Origin of the sequence: Pseudomonas sp. S30 (assembly GCF_016518545.1) — a bacterium.
Classification (GTDB): Bacteria; Pseudomonadota; Gammaproteobacteria; order Pseudomonadales; family Pseudomonadaceae; genus Aquipseudomonas.
The window spans coordinates 25155-42739 of sequence record NZ_JACVTO010000018.1 but is presented as its reverse complement, the minus strand read 5'-3'; the positions used below and the strand labels follow the sequence as shown (position 1 = coordinate 42739).

General features: G+C 65.3%; 15 protein-coding genes and 1 riboswitch. Of the genes, 8 read left to right on the top strand and 7 right to left on the bottom strand.

Annotated elements, in window-relative coordinates; all coding sequences use genetic code 11:
* The first annotated feature begins 79 nt into the window (after window positions 1-79).
* On the top strand, window positions 80-697 hold the full coding sequence (gene ribA, locus IAE34_RS18615) for a GTP cyclohydrolase II (RefSeq protein WP_200140449.1): 618 nt from the start codon (window positions 80-82) through the stop codon (window positions 695-697).
* A gap of 16 nt (window positions 698-713) precedes the next feature.
* Window positions 714-1514, top strand: a complete 801-nt coding sequence (locus IAE34_RS18610; protein WP_200140448.1) for a cobalamin-binding protein — start codon at window positions 714-716, stop codon at window positions 1512-1514.
* Between the two features lie 21 nt (window positions 1515-1535).
* Here IAE34_RS18610 and IAE34_RS18605 read toward each other — a convergent pair whose 3' ends face one another.
* The 4 genes from IAE34_RS18605 to IAE34_RS18590 all read right to left on the bottom strand — a co-directional run bounded on the left by IAE34_RS18605 (window position 1536) and on the right by IAE34_RS18590 (window position 6800).
* Complete coding sequence (locus tag IAE34_RS18605) at window positions 1536-3413, bottom strand: TonB-dependent receptor domain-containing protein (RefSeq protein WP_200140447.1); 1878 nt, start codon at window positions 3411-3413, stop codon at window positions 1536-1538.
* A 163-nt stretch (window positions 3414-3576) separates the two neighbouring features.
* A complete protein-coding gene (dxs, locus tag IAE34_RS18600; RefSeq protein WP_200140446.1) occupies window positions 3577-5472 on the bottom strand; it encodes a 1-deoxy-D-xylulose-5-phosphate synthase in 1896 nt (631 codons plus the stop codon).
* Between the two features lie 201 nt (window positions 5473-5673).
* Window positions 5674-6561 carry a (2E,6E)-farnesyl diphosphate synthase gene (gene ispA / locus IAE34_RS18595; RefSeq protein ID WP_200140445.1) on the bottom strand — a complete coding sequence of 296 codons (888 nt, stop codon included), beginning with the start codon at window positions 6559-6561 and terminating at the stop codon, window positions 5674-5676.
* Entirely contained in the window at window positions 6558-6800 is a 243-nt protein-coding gene (locus tag IAE34_RS18590) for an exodeoxyribonuclease VII small subunit (protein WP_200140444.1), read from the bottom strand. Before IAE34_RS18590 ends, ispA begins: the two co-directional genes overlap by 4 nt.
* A gap of 254 nt (window positions 6801-7054) precedes the next feature.
* Here IAE34_RS18590 and IAE34_RS18585 point away from each other — a divergent pair, with 254 nt between their 5' ends.
* Genes IAE34_RS18585 through IAE34_RS18575 form a run of 3 tightly spaced genes read left to right on the top strand, consistent with a single transcriptional unit; the run spans window position 7055 to window position 10782 of the window.
* Window positions 7055-8458 carry an MBOAT family O-acyltransferase gene (locus IAE34_RS18585; protein ID WP_200140443.1) on the top strand — a complete coding sequence of 468 codons (1404 nt, stop codon included), beginning with the start codon at window positions 7055-7057 and terminating at the stop codon, window positions 8456-8458.
* On the top strand, window positions 8445-9584 hold the full coding sequence (locus IAE34_RS18580; RefSeq protein WP_200140442.1) for an SGNH/GDSL hydrolase family protein: 1140 nt from the start codon (window positions 8445-8447) through the stop codon (window positions 9582-9584). The genes IAE34_RS18585 and IAE34_RS18580 overlap by 14 nt, the downstream gene beginning before the upstream one ends.
* Before the next feature lies 1 nt (window position 9585).
* Window positions 9586-10782 (top strand): SGNH/GDSL hydrolase family protein, encoded by a 1197-nt coding sequence (locus IAE34_RS18575; RefSeq protein ID WP_200140441.1) that lies wholly within the window; start codon window positions 9586-9588, stop codon window positions 10780-10782.
* 45 nt (window positions 10783-10827) lie between these two features.
* Here IAE34_RS18575 and ribB read toward each other — a convergent pair whose 3' ends face one another.
* On the bottom strand, window positions 10828-11478 hold the full coding sequence (ribB, locus tag IAE34_RS18570; protein WP_200140440.1) for a 3,4-dihydroxy-2-butanone-4-phosphate synthase: 651 nt from the start codon (window positions 11476-11478) through the stop codon (window positions 10828-10830).
* Between the two features lie 76 nt (window positions 11479-11554).
* Window positions 11555-11696, bottom strand: a riboswitch (FMN riboswitch).
* A gap of 138 nt (window positions 11697-11834) precedes the next feature.
* On the opposite strand from ribB, the gene IAE34_RS18565 reads away from it, so the two are divergent.
* The gene (locus IAE34_RS18565) at window positions 11835-12818 is read left to right on the top strand and encodes a zeta toxin family protein (protein WP_200140439.1); all 984 of its coding nucleotides are present in this window, start codon (window positions 11835-11837) and stop codon (window positions 12816-12818) included.
* Window positions 12819-12839: 21 nt separating this feature from the next.
* Here IAE34_RS18565 and IAE34_RS18560 read toward each other — a convergent pair whose 3' ends face one another.
* The gene (locus IAE34_RS18560) at window positions 12840-13172 is read right to left on the bottom strand and encodes a DUF3077 domain-containing protein (protein ID WP_200140438.1); all 333 of its coding nucleotides are present in this window, start codon (window positions 13170-13172) and stop codon (window positions 12840-12842) included.
* A 416-nt stretch (window positions 13173-13588) separates the two neighbouring features.
* On the opposite strand from IAE34_RS18560, the gene IAE34_RS18555 reads away from it, so the two are divergent.
* A complete protein-coding gene (locus IAE34_RS18555; protein ID WP_200140437.1) occupies window positions 13589-14779 on the top strand; it encodes an AAA family ATPase in 1191 nt (396 codons plus the stop codon).
* A complete protein-coding gene (locus IAE34_RS18550) occupies window positions 14779-15471 on the top strand; it encodes a hypothetical protein (protein ID WP_200140436.1) in 693 nt (230 codons plus the stop codon). Before IAE34_RS18555 ends, IAE34_RS18550 begins: the two co-directional genes overlap by 1 nt.
* On the opposite strand, the gene rtcR is transcribed toward IAE34_RS18550, so the two are convergent.
* Window positions 15461-17056, bottom strand: a complete 1596-nt coding sequence (gene rtcR / locus IAE34_RS18545; RefSeq protein WP_200140435.1) for an RNA repair transcriptional activator RtcR — start codon at window positions 17054-17056, stop codon at window positions 15461-15463. The two genes, IAE34_RS18550 and rtcR, sit on opposite strands and share 11 nt — an antisense overlap.
* Window positions 17057-17585 lie beyond the last annotated feature (529 nt).

Here is a 17585-nt window from a genome sequence, read left to right as displayed (position 1 = left end):
AATATCCGCGTGCCCATGGCCGCCGGGCTGCTGATACAATCTCGCCCATCGAAATGTCCTACTTATTCAGGAGCACAACGTGCCCGTCGTCTTTGTTGCCGCCTCCAAACTTCCGACGCCCTTCGCGACCTTCACCATGCATGGCTTTCTCGAGCAGGCCACGGGCCGTGAGCACGTGGTGCTGAGCCTGGGTGATATCGCCGACGGCGAGCCGGTGCTCGGGCGTCTGCATTCCGAATGCCTGACCGGCGATGCGTTGTTCAGTCAGCGTTGCGATTGCGGCTCCCAGCTGGAAGCGGCCCTGCAGGCCATCGCCCGTGAAGGTCGCGGCGTGCTGCTGTACCTGCGCCAGGAAGGCCGTGGCATCGGCCTGCTGAACAAGATCCGCGCCTACGAACTGCAGGACGGGGGCGCCGACACCGTCGAGGCCAACGAGCGCCTGGGCTTCGCCGCCGACCAGCGCGACTACGCCATTTGCCTGCCGATGCTCGAGCACCTGGGCGTCAAGTCGCTGCGCCTGATGACCAACAATCCGCGCAAGGTCAAGGCGCTGACCGACATGAACATCGCCGTGGCCGAGCGCGTGCCGTTGCACACCGGGCAGAACCCGCACAACCGCCTGTACCTGGCGACCAAGGCCGACAAGCTCGGCCATATGATGGGCAACCGCCATCAGGGCGAAGTGCCTCAGGCGTGAGTCGGGTCTCGCGTTGATGCGTGCCGGGCTGTTGTGTCTGCTGCTGCTTCTGGGCGTGCAGGCACACGCCGCTCTGCGGGTGGTGAGCCTAGCGCCATCGATGACCGAGATCATGCTGGAGCTCGATGCCCAGGACTTGTTGGTCGGGGTGGTCGACGGTGGCGAGCCGCGACCGCGTGTGCAGGGTGTGCCATCGGTTGGGCGCTATGGCCAACTGAACATCGAACGCCTGCTGGCGCTCAAGCCTGATCTGCTGCTGGTCTGGCCCGGCAGCGTGCCGCCGGCCCAGCGTCAGCAATTGCGCGAGCTGGGCATCGCGACCTTCAGCGGCGAACCCCACACGCTCGATGAAGTGATCGAGCAGATTCAGACCATCGCAGTGCGCCTGGGCCGGGCTGAAGCGGGCCAGCGCTATACCGGTGGGCTGCGCGCGCACCTGGCGCAGCTGCGCCAGCGTCATCACCGTCAGCGACCCCTGCGGGCGTTCTATCAGGTCTGGGACCAGCCGCTGTACACCGTCGGCGGTGGGCAGGTGATCAGCGATGCGCTGGCGGTGTGCGGTGCGCGCAATGTGTTCGCCGAACTCCCACAGCCCGCCCCGCAGGTGAGCGTGGAGTCGGTGCTGGCGCGCGATCCGGAACTGATCGTGGCCGGCGACGCTGCGCAGTTGCGCAAGTGGGAGGCCTGGTCTGGCATCGCTGCCGTGGCTGGCAAGCGGCTGCTGGTGCTGCCGGACAAGGGGCTGGAGCGCCCCAGTGGGCAGATGATCGAAGCCACCGCACGTCTGTGTGCGCTGATCGACACGGTGGCCGACTGACTCAGGGGCTGCGCCTGGCCGCTACAGCGCCGGTGTCCAGGTCAGGCTCAGCAGCCAGGTGCGGCCTTCCTCGCGATAGCCTCGAGCGTCACCTTCATAACTGTACAAGGCGCGGCTGTAGCGCTTGTCCAGCAGATTGTCGAGCTTGGCCTCCAGCTTCAGCTCATCGCTTGCCGCCCAGCTTCCACGCAGGCCGAACAGCGAATACCCGCCGATGCGGTTGCGATTGGCTTCGTCGTCGAAGCTGCTGCTGACCGCCTGCCAGCTGGCGCCCAGGGTGAAGCGCTCCCAGTGCCGGTCCAGGTCCAGGCTGGCGGTACGCCGGGCACGACGGGCCAGGGTGTGGCCGCTGTCGCGATCGCGTGGGTCGATCATGGCAAGGCCGAGCTGGCTGCGCCAAGGCCCCCAATCCTGCGTGAGGCTCACCTCCGCGCCATCGATGCGTGCCGAGGCGACGTTGCGCGGCGTGGCATCTGCGCCGAAGACGATCGCATCGCGCAACTCGGTGCGGTACAGCGAGGTTTCCAGGCGCGTGTCGGCACCAGGCTGACTGCGCCACTGCACCTCATAGCTCTTCGACCGCTCGGGATCGAGGTTCGGGTTGCTGAACTGCGGGTAGTACAGGTCATTGAAGGTCGGCGCGCGGAAGCCTTCGCTGTAGGACAGCAGGATCTCATTATCCGGATTCAGCGGCAGGGTGAGGCTGCCGCTCCAGGTGGTCTGGCCGCCGAACTGCTGGTTGTCGTCGTGGCGTACGCCCAGCTCGGTGGAGAACCGTTCACCGTGGTAGCGATGCTGAACGAACGCGGCGCGATTGTAACGGCTGTCCTCATCGAAACGGGTGCTGCCGTGAAACCGCTCCTGGTACCCATCGGCGCCCAGTGTCAGGTCGTTGGCCGAATCCAGGGCCAGGTCGTTCTGCCACGTGACCTGGTCGCGGTAGGTGTTGAACACGCTGCCATCGTCGCTGAGCGTGTCGCGTTTGTGATCACGGTTTTCGCTGTGGGCCAGCTCCAGGCGCGAGTGCCAGCGTTCAGTGAGCTGGGCGTCCAGGTAGGAGCCCAGGCTGCTGACGGTGAAGTCGGTGTAGGGCTTCTGGCCGCTGCTGGTGAAAGTGTCCGGGTCGAACAGGCCGAACGGATTGTCGTACTCGCTGCGGCCATGGCTGTCCAGCAGGTTCAGCCCCGCCTCGAAGCGTTCGTTGAACACATGGCTCAGGCTCAGATTGAGGGTGCGGTTGCGGTAGGCGTCGTGGTCGTCATCGCTGGCGAAGGAAGGGCCGGTGGAATCGATGCCGGCGGTTTCGTCCAGGCTGGCGCCGAGGTTGAGGCGGGTCTGCCCGTCGCCTGCGGACAGGCCGAGGCTGCGCTGGTAGGTCTGCCGGCTGCCGGCGGCCAGGCGCAGTCGAGGGTGCAGGCCGGGACCACTGGCGCGACGGGTGAAGATCTGGATCACACCGCCGATGGCATCGCTGCCATACACCGCTGAACGCGGGCCGCGCAGTACTTCGACGCGCTCGATCTGATCGACGTCCAGGTAGTGCAGGCCGCTGTCGCCGGACGTCGCGTTGGCGATGCGCACGCCATCGACCAGCACCAGGCTCTGCGCGGTCTTGGTGCCGCGGATGAAAATTCCGGGCAGGCTGCCCCGGCCTCCGCTCGGCGCGACCTGTACACCTGGCACGCGGGCCAGCAGATCGGTGACGCTGCTCGGTTGCAGGCGGTCGATGTCGTCTCGGGTGAGCACGGTGTTCGCGCTGCTGGTACTGTCGCGTGACTCCACCTGGCGGTTGGCGGTGACCAGGGTGTCGGAGAGTTTGAGCGCGTCGTCTCGAGACGGTTCGGCCGCCATCAGGAGGGTGGGGGCGCACAGCAGCGTGGCCAGGGTCGGGATATTCATGGCGGGTCCTTTGCCAGGTGCAGGCCGCGAGTTCATTCGCGATGGGGCGGGCGCAGCGACCCGCGATGATCGCGCAAGCGAGCCAGTGTTGCTAGCGACTGCGGGCGCATCCGAGCGGCCAGACGCCGCTCTCACTGGCGTGCACAGCGCGTGCCGGCGAGCCTCAGAGGCCCAGGCTGGCCATCCGCGCTGCGATCGAGGCTTCGATGCCGGCTGCGTCCAGCCCGCATTCGGCGAGCATCTGCTCGGGCTTGGCATGCTCGACATAGAGGTCCGGCAGCCCGAGGTGCAGCAATGGCTTGACCAGTGCCTCACGCGAGAGGTACTCGCTCACGGCCGAACCGGCACCGCCCATGATGGCGTTCTCTTCGAGCGTGACCAGCAGTTCGTGGCTGGCGGCCAGTTGCAGCACCAGCGCCTCGTCCAGTGGCTTGACGAAGCGCATGTCGACCACCGTGGCGTCGATGCGCTCGGCCACCTGCAACGCTTCGGCCAGTTGCACGCCGAACACCAGCACCGCCACCTTCGCGCCCTGGCGGCGAATCACGCCCTTGCCGATTTCCAGCGGTTCCAGGTCGGCGTTGATCGGCGCGTTGGGGCCGGTGCCGCGCGGGTAGCGCACGGCGGCAGGGCCGTGATAGTGGTAGCCGGTGCTGAGCATCTTGCGCAGTTCGTTCTCGTCGCTGGGGGTCATCACCAGCATTCCGGGGATGCAGCGCAGGTAGGACAGGTCGAAGCTGCCGGCGTGGGTCGGGCCATCTTCACCCACCAGGCCGGCGCGGTCGATGGCGAACAGCACGTCCAGGTCCTGCACCGCCACGTCGTGGATCAGTTGGTCGTAGGCGCGTTGCAGGAAGGTCGAGTAGATCGCCACCACCGGCTTGGCGCCTTCGCAGGCCATGCCCGCGGCGAAGGTGACGGCGTGCTGCTCGGCGATCGCCACATCGAAGTAGCGCTGGGGGAATCGCTCGCTGAAGGCGACCAGGTCCGAGCCTTCCTTCATCGCCGGGGTGATGCCCACCAGGCGATCGTCGGCTGCGGCCATGTCGCACAGCCATTGACCGAAGACGGCCGAATACTTCGGCCCACTCGGTTTTTTCGGCGCAGCAGGCTTGTTCGCCGGCTCCAGCTTGGTGATGGCGTGATAGCCGATGGGGTCGACCTCGGCCGGCGCGAAGCCCTTGCCCTTCTTGGTCACCACGTGCAGGAACTGCGGCCCCTTGAGGTCGCGCATGTTGCGCAAGGTGGCGATCAGCGTGGGCAGGTCGTGGCCGTCGATGGGGCCGATGTAGTTCCAGCCCAGTTCTTCGAACAGCGTGCCGGGCACCAGCATGCCCTTGGCGTATTCTTCGGTGCGACGAGCGATTTCCCATGCGCCGGGCAGGCGCGAGAGCACTTTCTTGCTGCCTTCGCGCATGCTCGCATAGGTGCGGCTGGAGAGGATCTTGGCCAGGTAGTTGGACAGTCCGCCGACATTGCGCGAAATCGACATGTCGTTGTCGTTGAGGATCACCAGCATGTCCGCATCGACTTCCTGGGCGTGATTCAACGCTTCGAAGGCCATGCCGGCGGTGAGGGCGCCGTCGCCGATCACCGCGATGGACTTGCGCGCGCTGCGTTGCAGGCGGGCCGCGATGGCCATGCCCAGCGCCGCGCTGATCGAGGTGCTGGAGTGACCGACGCCGAAGGTGTCGTACTCGCTCTCGCTGCGGCGCGGGAAGGCGGCGATGCCGTCCTTCTGGCGCAGGCTGAGCATGCGCTGGCGGCGTCCGGTGAGGATCTTGTGCGGGTACGCCTGATGGCCGACGTCCCACACCAGGCGGTCGTCCGGGGTATCGAACACGTAGTGCAGGGCGATGGTCAGCTCGATGACGCCCAGGCCGGCACCGAAATGCCCGCCGGTCTGGCCCACGGTGTAGAGCAGCTCCTGGCGCAGTTCGTCGGCCAGGCTCTCCAGGTCGGCTTCAGCCAGCCGGCGAAGGCCGGCGGGCGTGTCGGCGCGGTCCAGCAGAGGCGTGACCGGGCGTTCGCGGGGAATCTCTTGAAACGTCGTGGGCATCAGGCGAGTCGTTATAGGTGTGTGAAGACGCGGCAGTTTACCCCATTGGAGAAACGCTGCCCATTCGAGCGGATGGTCAAGCCCCGGCTCGGGTGCGACGCGGATCCGGGAGCGCTACAAGCCGATGACACCAGCGCGACGACACCCGCGGTGGCGATAGCGGCGCCGCGCCTCGACAGCGCGCGTGCACAGGTGCGGGTATCAGTGACGGCGTTCGACGATGTAGCGCGCCAGGTCGCGCAGCGGCTCGGCCTTTTCACCGAACCCTTCCAGTGCGACCAGCGCCAGGTCGCGCAGTTCGATCGCATAGGCCTTGGCCGCTTGCAGACCGAGCAGCGCGGGGTAGGTCGGCTTGTCGCGGGCGATGTCGGCGCCCTGGCGCTTGCCCAGGGTGGCGGTGTCGCTCTCCACGTCAAGGATATCGTCCTGCACCTGGAAAGCCAGGCCCACGGCCTTGGCATAGCGTTGCAGCGCTTGCAGGTGAGCGGGCTCGGCACGCTCGCTGGCCAGGGCGCCCAGGCGTACGCTGGCTTCGATCAGCGCGCCGGTCTTGTGTCGATGCATGTACTCCAGCGCTGGCTGGTCGAGCTTGACGCCCACCGAGCCGAGATCGATCGCCTGGCCTCCGACCATGCCGGCTGGCCCCGCCGCCTGGGCCAGGGTGCCGACCATGGCCAGGCGAGTGGCGTCCGACTGCGGGCTCAGACGTGGGTCGAGCAGGGCGGCGAAGGCCAGGCTCTGCAAACCGTCGCCGGCAAGGATCGCGCAGGCCTCGTCGAAAGCCTTGTGGGTGGTGGGCTGGCCACGACGCAGGTCATCGTCGTCCATGGCCGGCAGGTCGTCGTGCACCAGTGAGTAGGCGTGGATCAACTCTACCGCGCAGGCCGCGCCATTGGCCCGCTCGGCGTCCACCCCAAACGCTTCGCAGGCGGCGTAGGCCAGCAAGGGCCGCACGCGCTTGCCGCCGTTCATCACGCTGTAGCGCATGGCGGCGTAGAGCCGTTCCAGTTCGGGGGAGGGCGCCACGAACAAAGGTTCGAGGGCGGCATCCACGCGTGCCTGGGAGCGTGCCTGGTACTCGCCGATCATGCCTCCGGTTCCGCGTCGAAGGGCTGGGCAGCCAGCTCGCCGTCACGTTCCAGCAGGATCTGCACTTTCTGTTCGGCCTGGGACAGGGCGCCCTGGCAGTCGCGGGTCAGGGTGATACCCTGCTCGAACGCTGCCAGCGACTCTTCCAGCGACAGCTCGCCGGTCTCCAGGCGCTCGACCAGGGCTTGCAGGTCGGCGAGGGATTGTTCGAAATCGATGGAGCTCTTCTTGCGGGCCATGGCGGCTGTCTCGGTGGCGGTTTCAACGGCGCGACACTAGCAGAGCGGCGCAGGGCGAGCAAATCAGGGCTGCGAATCTGGTGTCAGGCTTTAGACGCATTTTGTTGCATTTGTTTCTTCATTTATCTCTTGCGTTTTTAACCCACGTCCGATTGTTCGGCCTATTACCCTCTGCCATAATCCGCTGCGCTTCGATGTGCCGTGTTGGCGGCTTCGACATCCCCCTTCCTCGACGTCACGTAACGGAATACGTTGTGAGCTTCCTCTCGATCGAATTCGGCCTGTGCTTCACGCTGTTCTTCATCCTCTACTGGTGCCTGTGCTGGAGCCTGCGCCTGCAGAATCTTCTGCTGCTGGTGGCCAGCTATGCGCTGGTGGCGAGTTTCAGCCTGCAATCGCTGTACGTGTTGCTCGGCTATAGCCTGTCGGTGTATCTGCTCGGCCTGTTGGCCGCACGCCGGCCAGGGCGCTGGTTCAACGCGGCACTAATGCTGACACTGGTGCTGGGCTGCTTCTATCTGTTCAAGTACCAGGAATTCTTCGCCGCTGGCGTGCAGGGTGCATTCGCCAGCCTGGGCCTGCAACTGTCGCTGCCGGTGCTGGAGTTGCTGGTGCCCATCGGCCTTTCATTCTATGCGTTTCATTCGGTGAGCTACTTGGTGTCGATCAACCGGGGGGAAATGGACTCCGCGGCACCGTTGGACCTGGCGTTGTACCTGGCCTTCTTCCCCAGCCTGATCGCCGGCCCGGTCAACCGCGCCGCGCACTTGCTGCCGCAGATTCGGCCCACGGCGATGCGCCAGGTACTGGAGCCGCAGCGGGCGCTGGGGCTGATCGCCCTGGCGGTGGTCAAGCTGTTCCTGCTCAGCGGCTGGCTGGGCAGCCAGTGGGTCGATCCGGTGTTCGAGACGCCCGGCAGCTTCACCCCCGAGCAGGTGCTGCTCAGCGTCTACGGCTACAGCCTGCTCATCTACTTCAACTTCAGCGGCTACACCCACCTGGTCACTGGCATCGCCCTGCTGCTGGGTTTCCGTCTGCCCGACAACTTCAACGCGCCCTATGCCGCGCGCAACCTCAAGGACTTCTGGGGGCGCTGGCACATCAGCCTGTCGCGGTTCATCCGCGATTACATCTACATTCCCTTGGGTGGCAACCGCCTTGGCGTGTGGCGCGGCAACCTGAACATGCTGCTGGCCATGCTGGTCTCGGGCCTGTGGCATGGCGCCAGCCTGAACTTCGTCCTATGGGGTGCGCTGCACGGCGTAGGCCTGGCCGTGTACAAGCTGTTCGAGCAATGGTGCCCTGGGTTTTCCCGGTTGCCGGGCGCGGACCTGCTGGCCCGGCTGCTGACCTTCCACTACGTCGCGTTCGCTTGGATCTTCTTCCGCAGCCCCACCCTGGACGGCGCTTGGGAAATGCTTGGCGACATCGCCCAGGTGAGTCTGGCGGGGCTGGATTCGAGCACCGGTGTGCTGCTGCTGGCCTGCGTCCTGTACATCGCCAGCTACCCGCTATGGCTGGCCGCCCTGCGCCAGGGGTTCACCGCCAGCCAGCGTCTGCCCTGGCCCATCTACCCCTTGCCGCTGGCGCTGTTCGTGTCACTGGTGATCTTCGCATCGCAGTCGGGCGTGCCGGGGTTCATCTATGCGAGCTTCTGAAAAGGGTACAGTGCCGGTGCTGATGGGCGCGGCCCGCACCCTCTACGCACTGGTGGTCGCCACCGGCTTGCTGCTGTGGCTCAACCAGGACTCGATCGGCCTGTACTGCCAGCAGAAGTACCACCGCAGTTGCGAGCTGCCCTGGCTGGGACAGTCCTCGACCTGGCGCCTGGGCGCTGGGCTGACCACCGCACTGGAGCAAGGCCGCGACAGTTTCCTGCAGAGTCTGCACGGCCAGATCGCGATGGCGGAGGCTCCACCGGTGGTGGAGCTGCCGCCGCCAACGCCCGTAGTGACCGTCGATGCCCAGGCGCCTGCGGCAGCACAGATGGCCCCGGCGATGGCAGCCAGCCCGGAGCCGTCGCCGACTCACCCGCCTGTGCCGCCTGTGCCGCCTGCGTCCACTGCATCTGTGCCACCCGTCGCCACGCCGGCGCCGGCATCGGTCCCGGCGAACCCGGCCGCCCTGGCCACGCTCGCGGCCGGCGACGAGGTGTTCCTGGTCGGCGATTCGCTGATGCAGGGCGTCGCCCCGCACCTGGCCAACAGCCTGCGCAAACGCTACCAGATCAATACCATCAACCTCAGCCGGCAGAGTACCGGCCTGGCCTACCCGGGCTTCTTCGACTGGCCGCGCACCGTGGCCGAGACCCTGGCCAGCGATCCGAAGATCCGCCTGATGGTGATCTTCCTGGGACCCAACGACCCGTGGGACATGCCTCAGGGCAAGGGCAAGCCGTTCCTGCGCTTCAAGTCGCCGGACTGGGAAGTGGCCTACCGCGCGCGGATCGATTCGATCCTCGAACAGGCGCGCCTGCACAACGTGCAGGTCATCTGGGTGGGGCCGCCGAACATGGAGAAAGCGCGACTGTCCACTGCCATGCACTACCTCAGCGGCCTGTACCAGGAGCGCACCGCGCAGTTCGGCCAGCACTACATTTCGGCCAACCCGATCCTCGGCTATGCCGACGACAGCTTCTCGTATACGGTGCAGACGCCGGACGGCAAGCGGGTCAAGGTGCGGGTCGACGACGGCATTCATTTCACCATCACCGGCCAGAAACTGATCGCCGCGCAGGTACTGTCGCTGATCAACTTCCCGGTTCTCACCGCAACAGGACACTGAGATGCGCCCATGGCATCACCTGCTGGGGGCGGCGCTGCTGGTCAGCGCCCTGCCAGCCTGCAGCACCGGCGCCAGCGCGCCACCCGCGCCCGTCGCCAAGCCTGCCGTGCGGCCCGCTGCGCCGGTGCGCGATGACGGCAACCTGGCCCTGCTGGCCAGCAAGTTCCGCCGTGCGCCGAGCACGCCGATCGCCATCGTCCAGCTGGGTGACTCGCACACCGCGGCCGACCTGTTCAGCGGCGAGCTGCGCACCTTGCTGCAGGCGCGCTATGGCGATGGCGGCATCGGCCTGGTGCCGGCCTCCCCGGTGCCAGGGATCCGCAACGACCGGGTGATCGTCAGTAGCGAACGACGCCAGTGGGAACTGGTGTCGGCGCGCAATCAGGCCAGCGATCACTTTCCCCTGGGAGGCTATCTGTCGTTGCCGCAGGTCGAGCGGGCCGGGGTGAAGATCCAGGCGCGCGACCCGGACCCACAACGCTATCGGATTTCGCCGCTGTACCAGGCCAGCCGCAACGCCACCCTGGTGGCCGATGCCGGTCAGCGTCGCCTGCTGTCGGCGACCAATGGCCAGTGGCGTCTGGGACCTGCCTTGGCGAACGTCGGCTTGCCGGTGCAGCTGAGTGTGCAGGGAAGCCAGGGCCTGATGCTGGGCGGTTGGTACATCCAGGGGCAGAAGAACACCGGTGTGACCTATTCTTCGCTGGGCATCAACGGTGCACGGCTGGACGTGATCGACAAATGGCAGGCCGGCTGGCAGGACACCCTCAAGGCGTTGCGCCCGGACCTGGTGATCCTGGCCTACGGCACCAACGAGGCCTTCGACGACACGCTGGACCTGGAACTGTACAAGGCGCATCTGGACGCCACCCTGACGCAGCTGCGCCAGCAGATGCCCAAGGCCGTGATCCTGCTGGTGGGTCCACCCGACTCGATCAAGCAGCGCCGCGCGTCCAGCTGCGCGGCGCGCCAGCCGCAACCCCTGGCCAGCGTGATCCGCATCCAGCGCCAGGCCGCGCAGCAGCACAAGGCGCTGTTCTGGGACTGGCAAGCCGAAATGGGCGGGCCGTGCTCCATCGCCGCGTGGCAGGCCAGCGGCCTGGGCCGTCCCGACCTGGTTCACCTGACCGCCGATGGCTACCGCAAGAGCGCGACCCTGCTGTACGGATTCCTCAAGGCGCGGCTGGGGTTGCGCTGAGGCCTGCGCCCACTCGCTACCGTCGCCGCGCCCGGTGGCGGCGGATCAGGCTGGCTGAGCCTCCATGGTCAGCATCGCCTCGCGGTAGCGCGCCAGCTCCTCGATGGTGAGCACCGGCAGGTCGTACTGGCGGGCGTACACCGCCACCTGCTCGCCGCGCGCCATACTGCCGTCGGGGTTCATCAGCTCGCACAAGACGGCAGCCGGCCGCAACCCGGCCAATCGGGCCAGGTCCACCGAGCCTTCGGTGTGGCCACGGCGGGTCAGCACGCCGCCGTCGCGGGCGCGCAGGGGGAATACATGGCCAGGGCTGACGATGTGCCGCTGTTGCGCCGTGGAGCGCAGCGCCGCTTCGATGGTGGTGAGCCGATCCTGGGCCGACACGCCGGTGCTGACGCCCTGCGCCGCCTCGATGCTGACGGTGAAGCCGGTGCCGTGGCGTGCCTGGTTGTGCTGCACCATCGGCGCCAGTTGCAGGGCCTCGACGGTGGTCTCGTCCAGGCACAGGCAAACGATGCCGCTGCAATCGCGGATCATCATGGCCATGGTGGACAACGACAGGTTCTCGGCAGCCGCGACCACGTCGGCCTCGTCCTCGCGATCGTCGTCGTCGAGCAACAGGACCGGCCGACCGGCCTTGAACGCGGCAATGGCCGCGCTGACGTTGGGAAACTGGGAAGGGTGGAATTGGGACATGAAACGCTCCTCGTGAATGATCGATGAACGTCTCGGGGCGAACACATGCGCACGCAGAGGCTCGGAAGCCCCGCGCTTGCGCCTTCTTTCATCCGGACTCTGACCGTCGGCTCTGGGATCTCACCAGATCTGCTGACCCCCGGCATGGCCGGGGCGCTCGCGGGCTCATCTTTCGATTCACCGCCGGTGGGGACTTTCACCCCGCCCTGAAGACCCCGGCAGCATAACCCAAGGCGCCCGGGGGCGAGCAACCCCTGCGAAGGTCGTGCGGCGCTTATCTACCGCGTTCCGGGCACCGGGCTGATCGACAGTGCTGCGGCCGACCGATCCGTGGTCGTTCACCAGAGAGCCTCATCATGAACCCCGAATATGCCTATACCGACGCTGAATTGCAGGCCGTGTTCGATAGCCTGGCCGTCACCCTGTTCGACAAGACCCGAGACATCGGCGCCGACGGCCAGCTCGCGCCCAAGCTGTTGATCGTCGCCGGCGCCCAGGGCTCGGGCAAGACCTATCTGCTGGAGAACAGCCTGCTGCCCGGCGATGCCTATGGCAACTATGTGCGCCTGTACCTGCCCGCCTACCGTGCGCTGCATCCGCGTTACCAGCAGATGCGCGAGCAGGGGGTGCTGCAGGTGTACGCCCATACCGAACCGTTCATCTGGGCGCTGGGGGCCAAGCTGTTCGGCTATGCGTTGCAGAACCGCTACAACATCATTCTGGAGAGCGCGCTGGACAGCGCGGAGTTCGCCAGTTTCCCGGCCACGGCGGTAGCGCTGGGCTATCGGTTCGAGGTGCACCTGATCGCCTGCCAGAAGGAGTTCAGCCACTGGTCCACCTTGCACCGTGGAGTCAAGGCCGTGGGGGAAGATGCCTTCGAGCGGTTCGTGCCGCTGAGCAGTATCGAGACCTCCCAGGGCAACGCCCGGGCGATCCTGGATGCCTTCGAGAACGCCTGCATGCACTCGCCAGGGTCCGAGATCACCCTGTATCACCGCGGCTTCGAAACCGGCATGGACAGCAAGGCGTTGTGCCACAGCCGCTGCGAGGCGCCCAGCGAGCTGGCGCCGCAGCCCGACTTCAAGGGCCAGCCGTTCGTGCTGGCGCCGCAGTTCAATCCGCGCTTCGAGATCGTGCGCAGTGCCCAGGCCAATTTCCCCTGTTCCTATCTGCAATATTCCCAGGTGGTGCACGCGGGCATGGTCGAGCCGTCGATTCGCCAGCAGATGGTCCAGCGCTGCTGCCAGACGCTGGACAAGGCCCAGGCGCTGATGCCGAGGATTCCGGCCTCGGTGTTCCGCGAGCTGAGCCTGTACGTGCTCAAGTACATGCACCCCTGACCGCGTGCGAGGCCGGGCGATTCAGCTCAGGCGGGCGCGCTGCAGGTCGGCCATGATCGCCTTGGCGAAGGCGCTGAGGTAGTCGGCGGCGGCCAGTTGCCGGGTGTCTTGCTCCAGCAGGCCTTCGCTGAGCAAGTGACGAATGCAGCCGAGCAGATTGGTCACTTCGTCCAGGGCGTGGTCGGCGGGGATGCCCGGCAGCACGCGGAACAGATCGACGGGCGGATGACCGACCTCGTGGAAGGTTTCCAGGCCGAGCGTGGTCACAGGTGGCGTCGCGCTGTTGGGAGAGGAAGGTGCTGCGCCAGGGAGGGTAGGGGCACTGGTCGGCGGATCGGGGACGATCTTTTTCATGGCTTTACTCCTTGATCCAAGGGGACCGCCACGATCTTTCTCAAGGATATGGTGGCGGCCGTACGCGGGGTGAGAAACCGAGGGAGTAAAGGCAAACTCGGCCAGACCGAAGTCTGCCCGCGCACGGCTGCCATATGGACATGCCGGATTACTCATCTGCGGGTTCTCACGCCCGGTCGCAGCATCGCGACCCGAGGACGTTATTCCTCAGGTCGCACCCCGACAACAGATAGGCTTCGGCAAGATGCGTAGGATACTTCCTGGACGGGCAGGCCCTGAAGCATTCATTTTCAAGTTCAGAAATGTCCGACGTCCATTGCGCTGCGTCATCTGGAAAACAGCCGAGCTAGGAACGCCTTCATCAGAAAGCGCTATCGTTCGGCCTGCGTAGTGAAAGGGATTCGGAAGACTCACATATGACCGCAGATACTCCAGTGAACACGAGCCGCGAGGGGCGAATTCAGCTCCGGCGAATCACCGTCGACAACTTCAAGTCGTTGGTCGGCTTTTCCATGGGGCTCAGTCAGTTCACTTGTCTGATCAGTCTCAACGGTGCGGGCAAGTCGACCATCCTCCAGGCCATGGACTTTCTTTCCCAGCAGATGCACGGAGACCTTTCCGGCTGGCTGAAGAGCCGAGAGTGGAAAGCGCTCGACCTCAAGTCCAAACTCAGCAAGGCGAGTAATATCACGTTCGAAATCCAGTGTGATCTGGACGGTGTGAGCATTGTCTGGCGAAGCAGTTTCAATCGCTCGCTGTTGCGTTGCACACAGGAAAGCATCGAAGTCGACGATGTTGTTATCTTGAAAGTGGATGACGGCAAGTATGTCGTCGAACAATCTCGGAATCAGCAGTGGCTGACCGGCGAGATTGCCTTCGAGTACCAGGGCTCGTTGCCTTCACAGCTCAAGGAAGACAGCGTCAGCGAGCAGCTGGTTGCGTTCAAGCGCTTCATCGCCTCGATCACTTCGCTCGACGCTCTTTCGCCACAGCACCTGCGGCGCAAGTCGCGGGAGGCCGATGGCGGCCTGGGTTTTGCGGGCGAGAAACTGTCTTCGTTTCTGCACGCCTTGCCCGAGTCCAGCAGGCATCGACTGCGCGAGTTGTTGAGTGGTCCTTACCCACAGATTCAGGAAATCGATCTGTCCGCCTTGCGTGCAGGCTGGAAGTCCTTGAGCATTCATGAGCGCTATGCCGATCACCGGTTCGTCATCGAAGCGCGTCACATGAACGATGGCATGTTGCGGCTCATGGCGATTCTGGCCGAAACCCTGTCCGATCACCAATTCATGTTGTTCGACGAAGTAGAAAACGGCATCAACCCCGAGGTCATCGAGTTTTTGCTCGATCATCTGGTGAATACGCCGCAGGAGGTCATGGTGACCACTCACAGCCCAATGGTCCTCAACTATTTGGAGGATGCGGTGGTTCGCAAGGCTGTGCAGTTCATCTACAAGACGGCCGAAGGTCGAACCCGTGCCGTTCGTTTCTTCGCGATTCCCGAAATGGCCGAAAAGCTGTCGGTGATGGGGCCGGGAGAAGTGTTCGTCGACACCAATCTCATCGCATTGAATCAGCGCCTGGTGCGCATCCACGCAGAACGCTGATGCTTTTGCTGGTCAGCGGGGAAGGGCCGAGCGATATCGGCGCACAAGAACATGGCCAGCAGGGGTGGGTATTCAGCGCTGGGCCCATGACGCATTTCATTGATCGCCTGGTCGAACATCGATTCGAGTACTCGATGCTGGGCGCGGACTGCGTGGAGTTCATGCACAAGTCCGAGCTTGTCGCTGCGAAACGCAATCATGCGGGGCGGCAGTTCAAGGCGCCGGGCAAGCGCAAGGAGCAGGAAACACGATACTACTTCGAAAATGCTCAACGGCTTGCGATCACGGCTGTGCAAATGGCGGCGGAACAGGGGCGTCCCGTGATTCCTGTGCTGTTTCGCGACGCCGATACCTTGTGCTCGTCTTCTCGCCAGCAATGGCAGGAAAAATGGCAGTCCATGCTCGATGGCTTCGAGTCGGGTGATTCGACGATCGGTGTGCCCATGCTGCCACAGCCCAAGTCCGAATCCTGGCTGCTCTGTGCCATGCGCCAATCGGCCTACCAGCACTGCGAACGACTGGAAGACGAGCCGGGCAATGACGATGCGCCGCGCCCTCTGAAAACGCTGTTGGCAGAAGCCTGCAACCAGCAAAACAGCGCCGCTGAGTTGGTTGAGCTCGTTGCGGTGCGCGCGCCTGGATCAGGTCCTGGATGTGATCGAGGCGCAGGGCGTGTAGCGTTCAGGCCTTGATTTTGATCCCCTGCCAGTCCAATCCGAACCGTGCCAGGTACTTGCGCAGGCGGTCGGCGTCATTAGGGTTGGCTTTCTCCTGCCGGGACACCGCGAACAGCTCGCGTCCGGCCTCGGACAAGCTGGCGCTGCGTCGACACACCTCGAGCACGGCGCGCAGTTGCACCTCATCGAACAGGTCGAGCTCGCGCCCGGTCAGTAGCGGATCGGCCTGCACCGTTGACTCCAGGCCCCAGGCGTGGCGTAGCCGCTCGATCTCCTCGTTGACCAAGGCTTCATCGATGCGCCCACTGTCGGCCAGGGTGGCCATGCGCGTGATCGACGCCGACAATTCGCGGAAGTTGCCCGCCCAGCGCGCTTCGCTGGCGTGGGCGAACGCCAGGTAGCGGCGCTTGGCTTCGAGGTTGAAACGCACCTGACGATTCTGTTCGCGGGCGTGGCGTTGCAGCTCGAAATCCAGGTTCGGCTCGATGTCTTCGCGGCGCTGGGCCAGGCCCGGCAGGGCGAAGGTCCACAGGTTGATGCGGGCGAACAGGTCTTCGCGGAAGGTGCCGTCGGCGACCCGCGCGCGCAGGTCGCGGTGAGTACCGGCGATGAGCTGGAAGTCGCTCTGCACTTCACGGTCCGAGCCCAGGGGGAAGAAGCGCTTCTCTTCGATGGCCTTGAGCAGCATGGCCTGCTCGTCCGCGCCCAGCTCGCCGATCTCGTCCAGGAACAGCATGCCGCCATCGGCCGCGCGCAGCAGGCCCTCGCGGGCGTTCTGCGCGCCGGTGAAGGCGCCCTTAGCATGACCGAACAGCGTGGACATGGCGCCGTCGCCGCGCAGGGTCGCGCAGTTCACTTCGATGAAGCGCCCTTCGAGCTGGTGGCGGCCGCGCTTGAGTTCGTGGATGCGCCGCGCGAGGAACGACTTGCCGGCACCGGTCGGCCCCACCAGCAGCACCGGCGCCTGGGAGCGCAGGGCCACCCGCTCGATCTGCTCGATGGTGCGGTTGAAGGCGGCGTTGCGCGTGGCGATACCGGACTTGAGCAGCGACTGGCCCTGGGCTTGCTCCTGGCGAAAGCGCGAGGCGATCCGGTCGTAACGCGACAGGTCCAGGTCGATCAGGGTGACCTGGCCGGCGGGGTCGCTGGCCTCTTCGCGCTGGCGCGAAGGGGCGGTCTGCACCAGCCGCGCCGGCAGGTAGCGGGCTTCGGTCAGCAGGAACCAGCAGATCTGCGCGACGTGGGTGCCGGTGGTGATGTGCACCAGGTAGTCCTCGCGCTCGGTATCGAACGGGTAGGCGCTGGCGAAGTCGTGCAGCGCGGCGTAGACCTCCTCGAAGTCCCAGGGATTGCCCAGGGTCAGCGGGTGCAGGCGCACCTCGGTGTGCGGCGAGACCTGGCGGATGTCGGCGCGGATGCGTTCGGCCAGGCCGATGTCGCGTGCGGCCAGCCCGTGGATGAGTTCCAGGCGATCAAGGGGCAGCTCGGGCTGACGACACAGGCCGATGGTGGGGCGCCAGCGGTTCCAGCGGGCTGCGCCTTTACCGTTGCGGTCGAGGGTGGTGCCGAGAAAGCCGATGGCGACGCGTGGACGAGTCATTGGGTTTATCCAAAAAGATAAGCATATATCTCAGTATATAAAACTAGACGTCTTCAAGCCCAGCGGCCCATAGGCTAGGAAACATTGATCCGTTTAATAAATTCATTTAAATCAATTAGTTAAGAAAAATTTGAGTGTGCTCGTGAAAGTCTGGCACGCCTCTCGCTATATCCCTTGCGACCGATTCGCCAGGCAGGCCCTGGGCCAGGGGTTCCAACCCCGCCGGTGCACGTACCCACTCAGGTGTCGGTGTCGTGCATGCCGCCGCCGCAACGACCGGTCATACCGCGCACGACCCGTGAAACGGCTGCTCGGACGCTCGCCGGATTACCCGGCACTACCCTTCTAAGGTAGCTCGAACGCAACACCCGCTGGTGCGGTGCAGGGCCAGGAAGGCCGCCACACGAGGAGGATCCTCGGCACCACCGCCGCTTCACCCGGCCTGCCGGCCGGGCCTGGCGCAACGAAGGCTGCCGCCGGAGCTTGGCTCCCGGCACCGGACTCCCGCCAGGTCCCGCCCGCAGCGCTC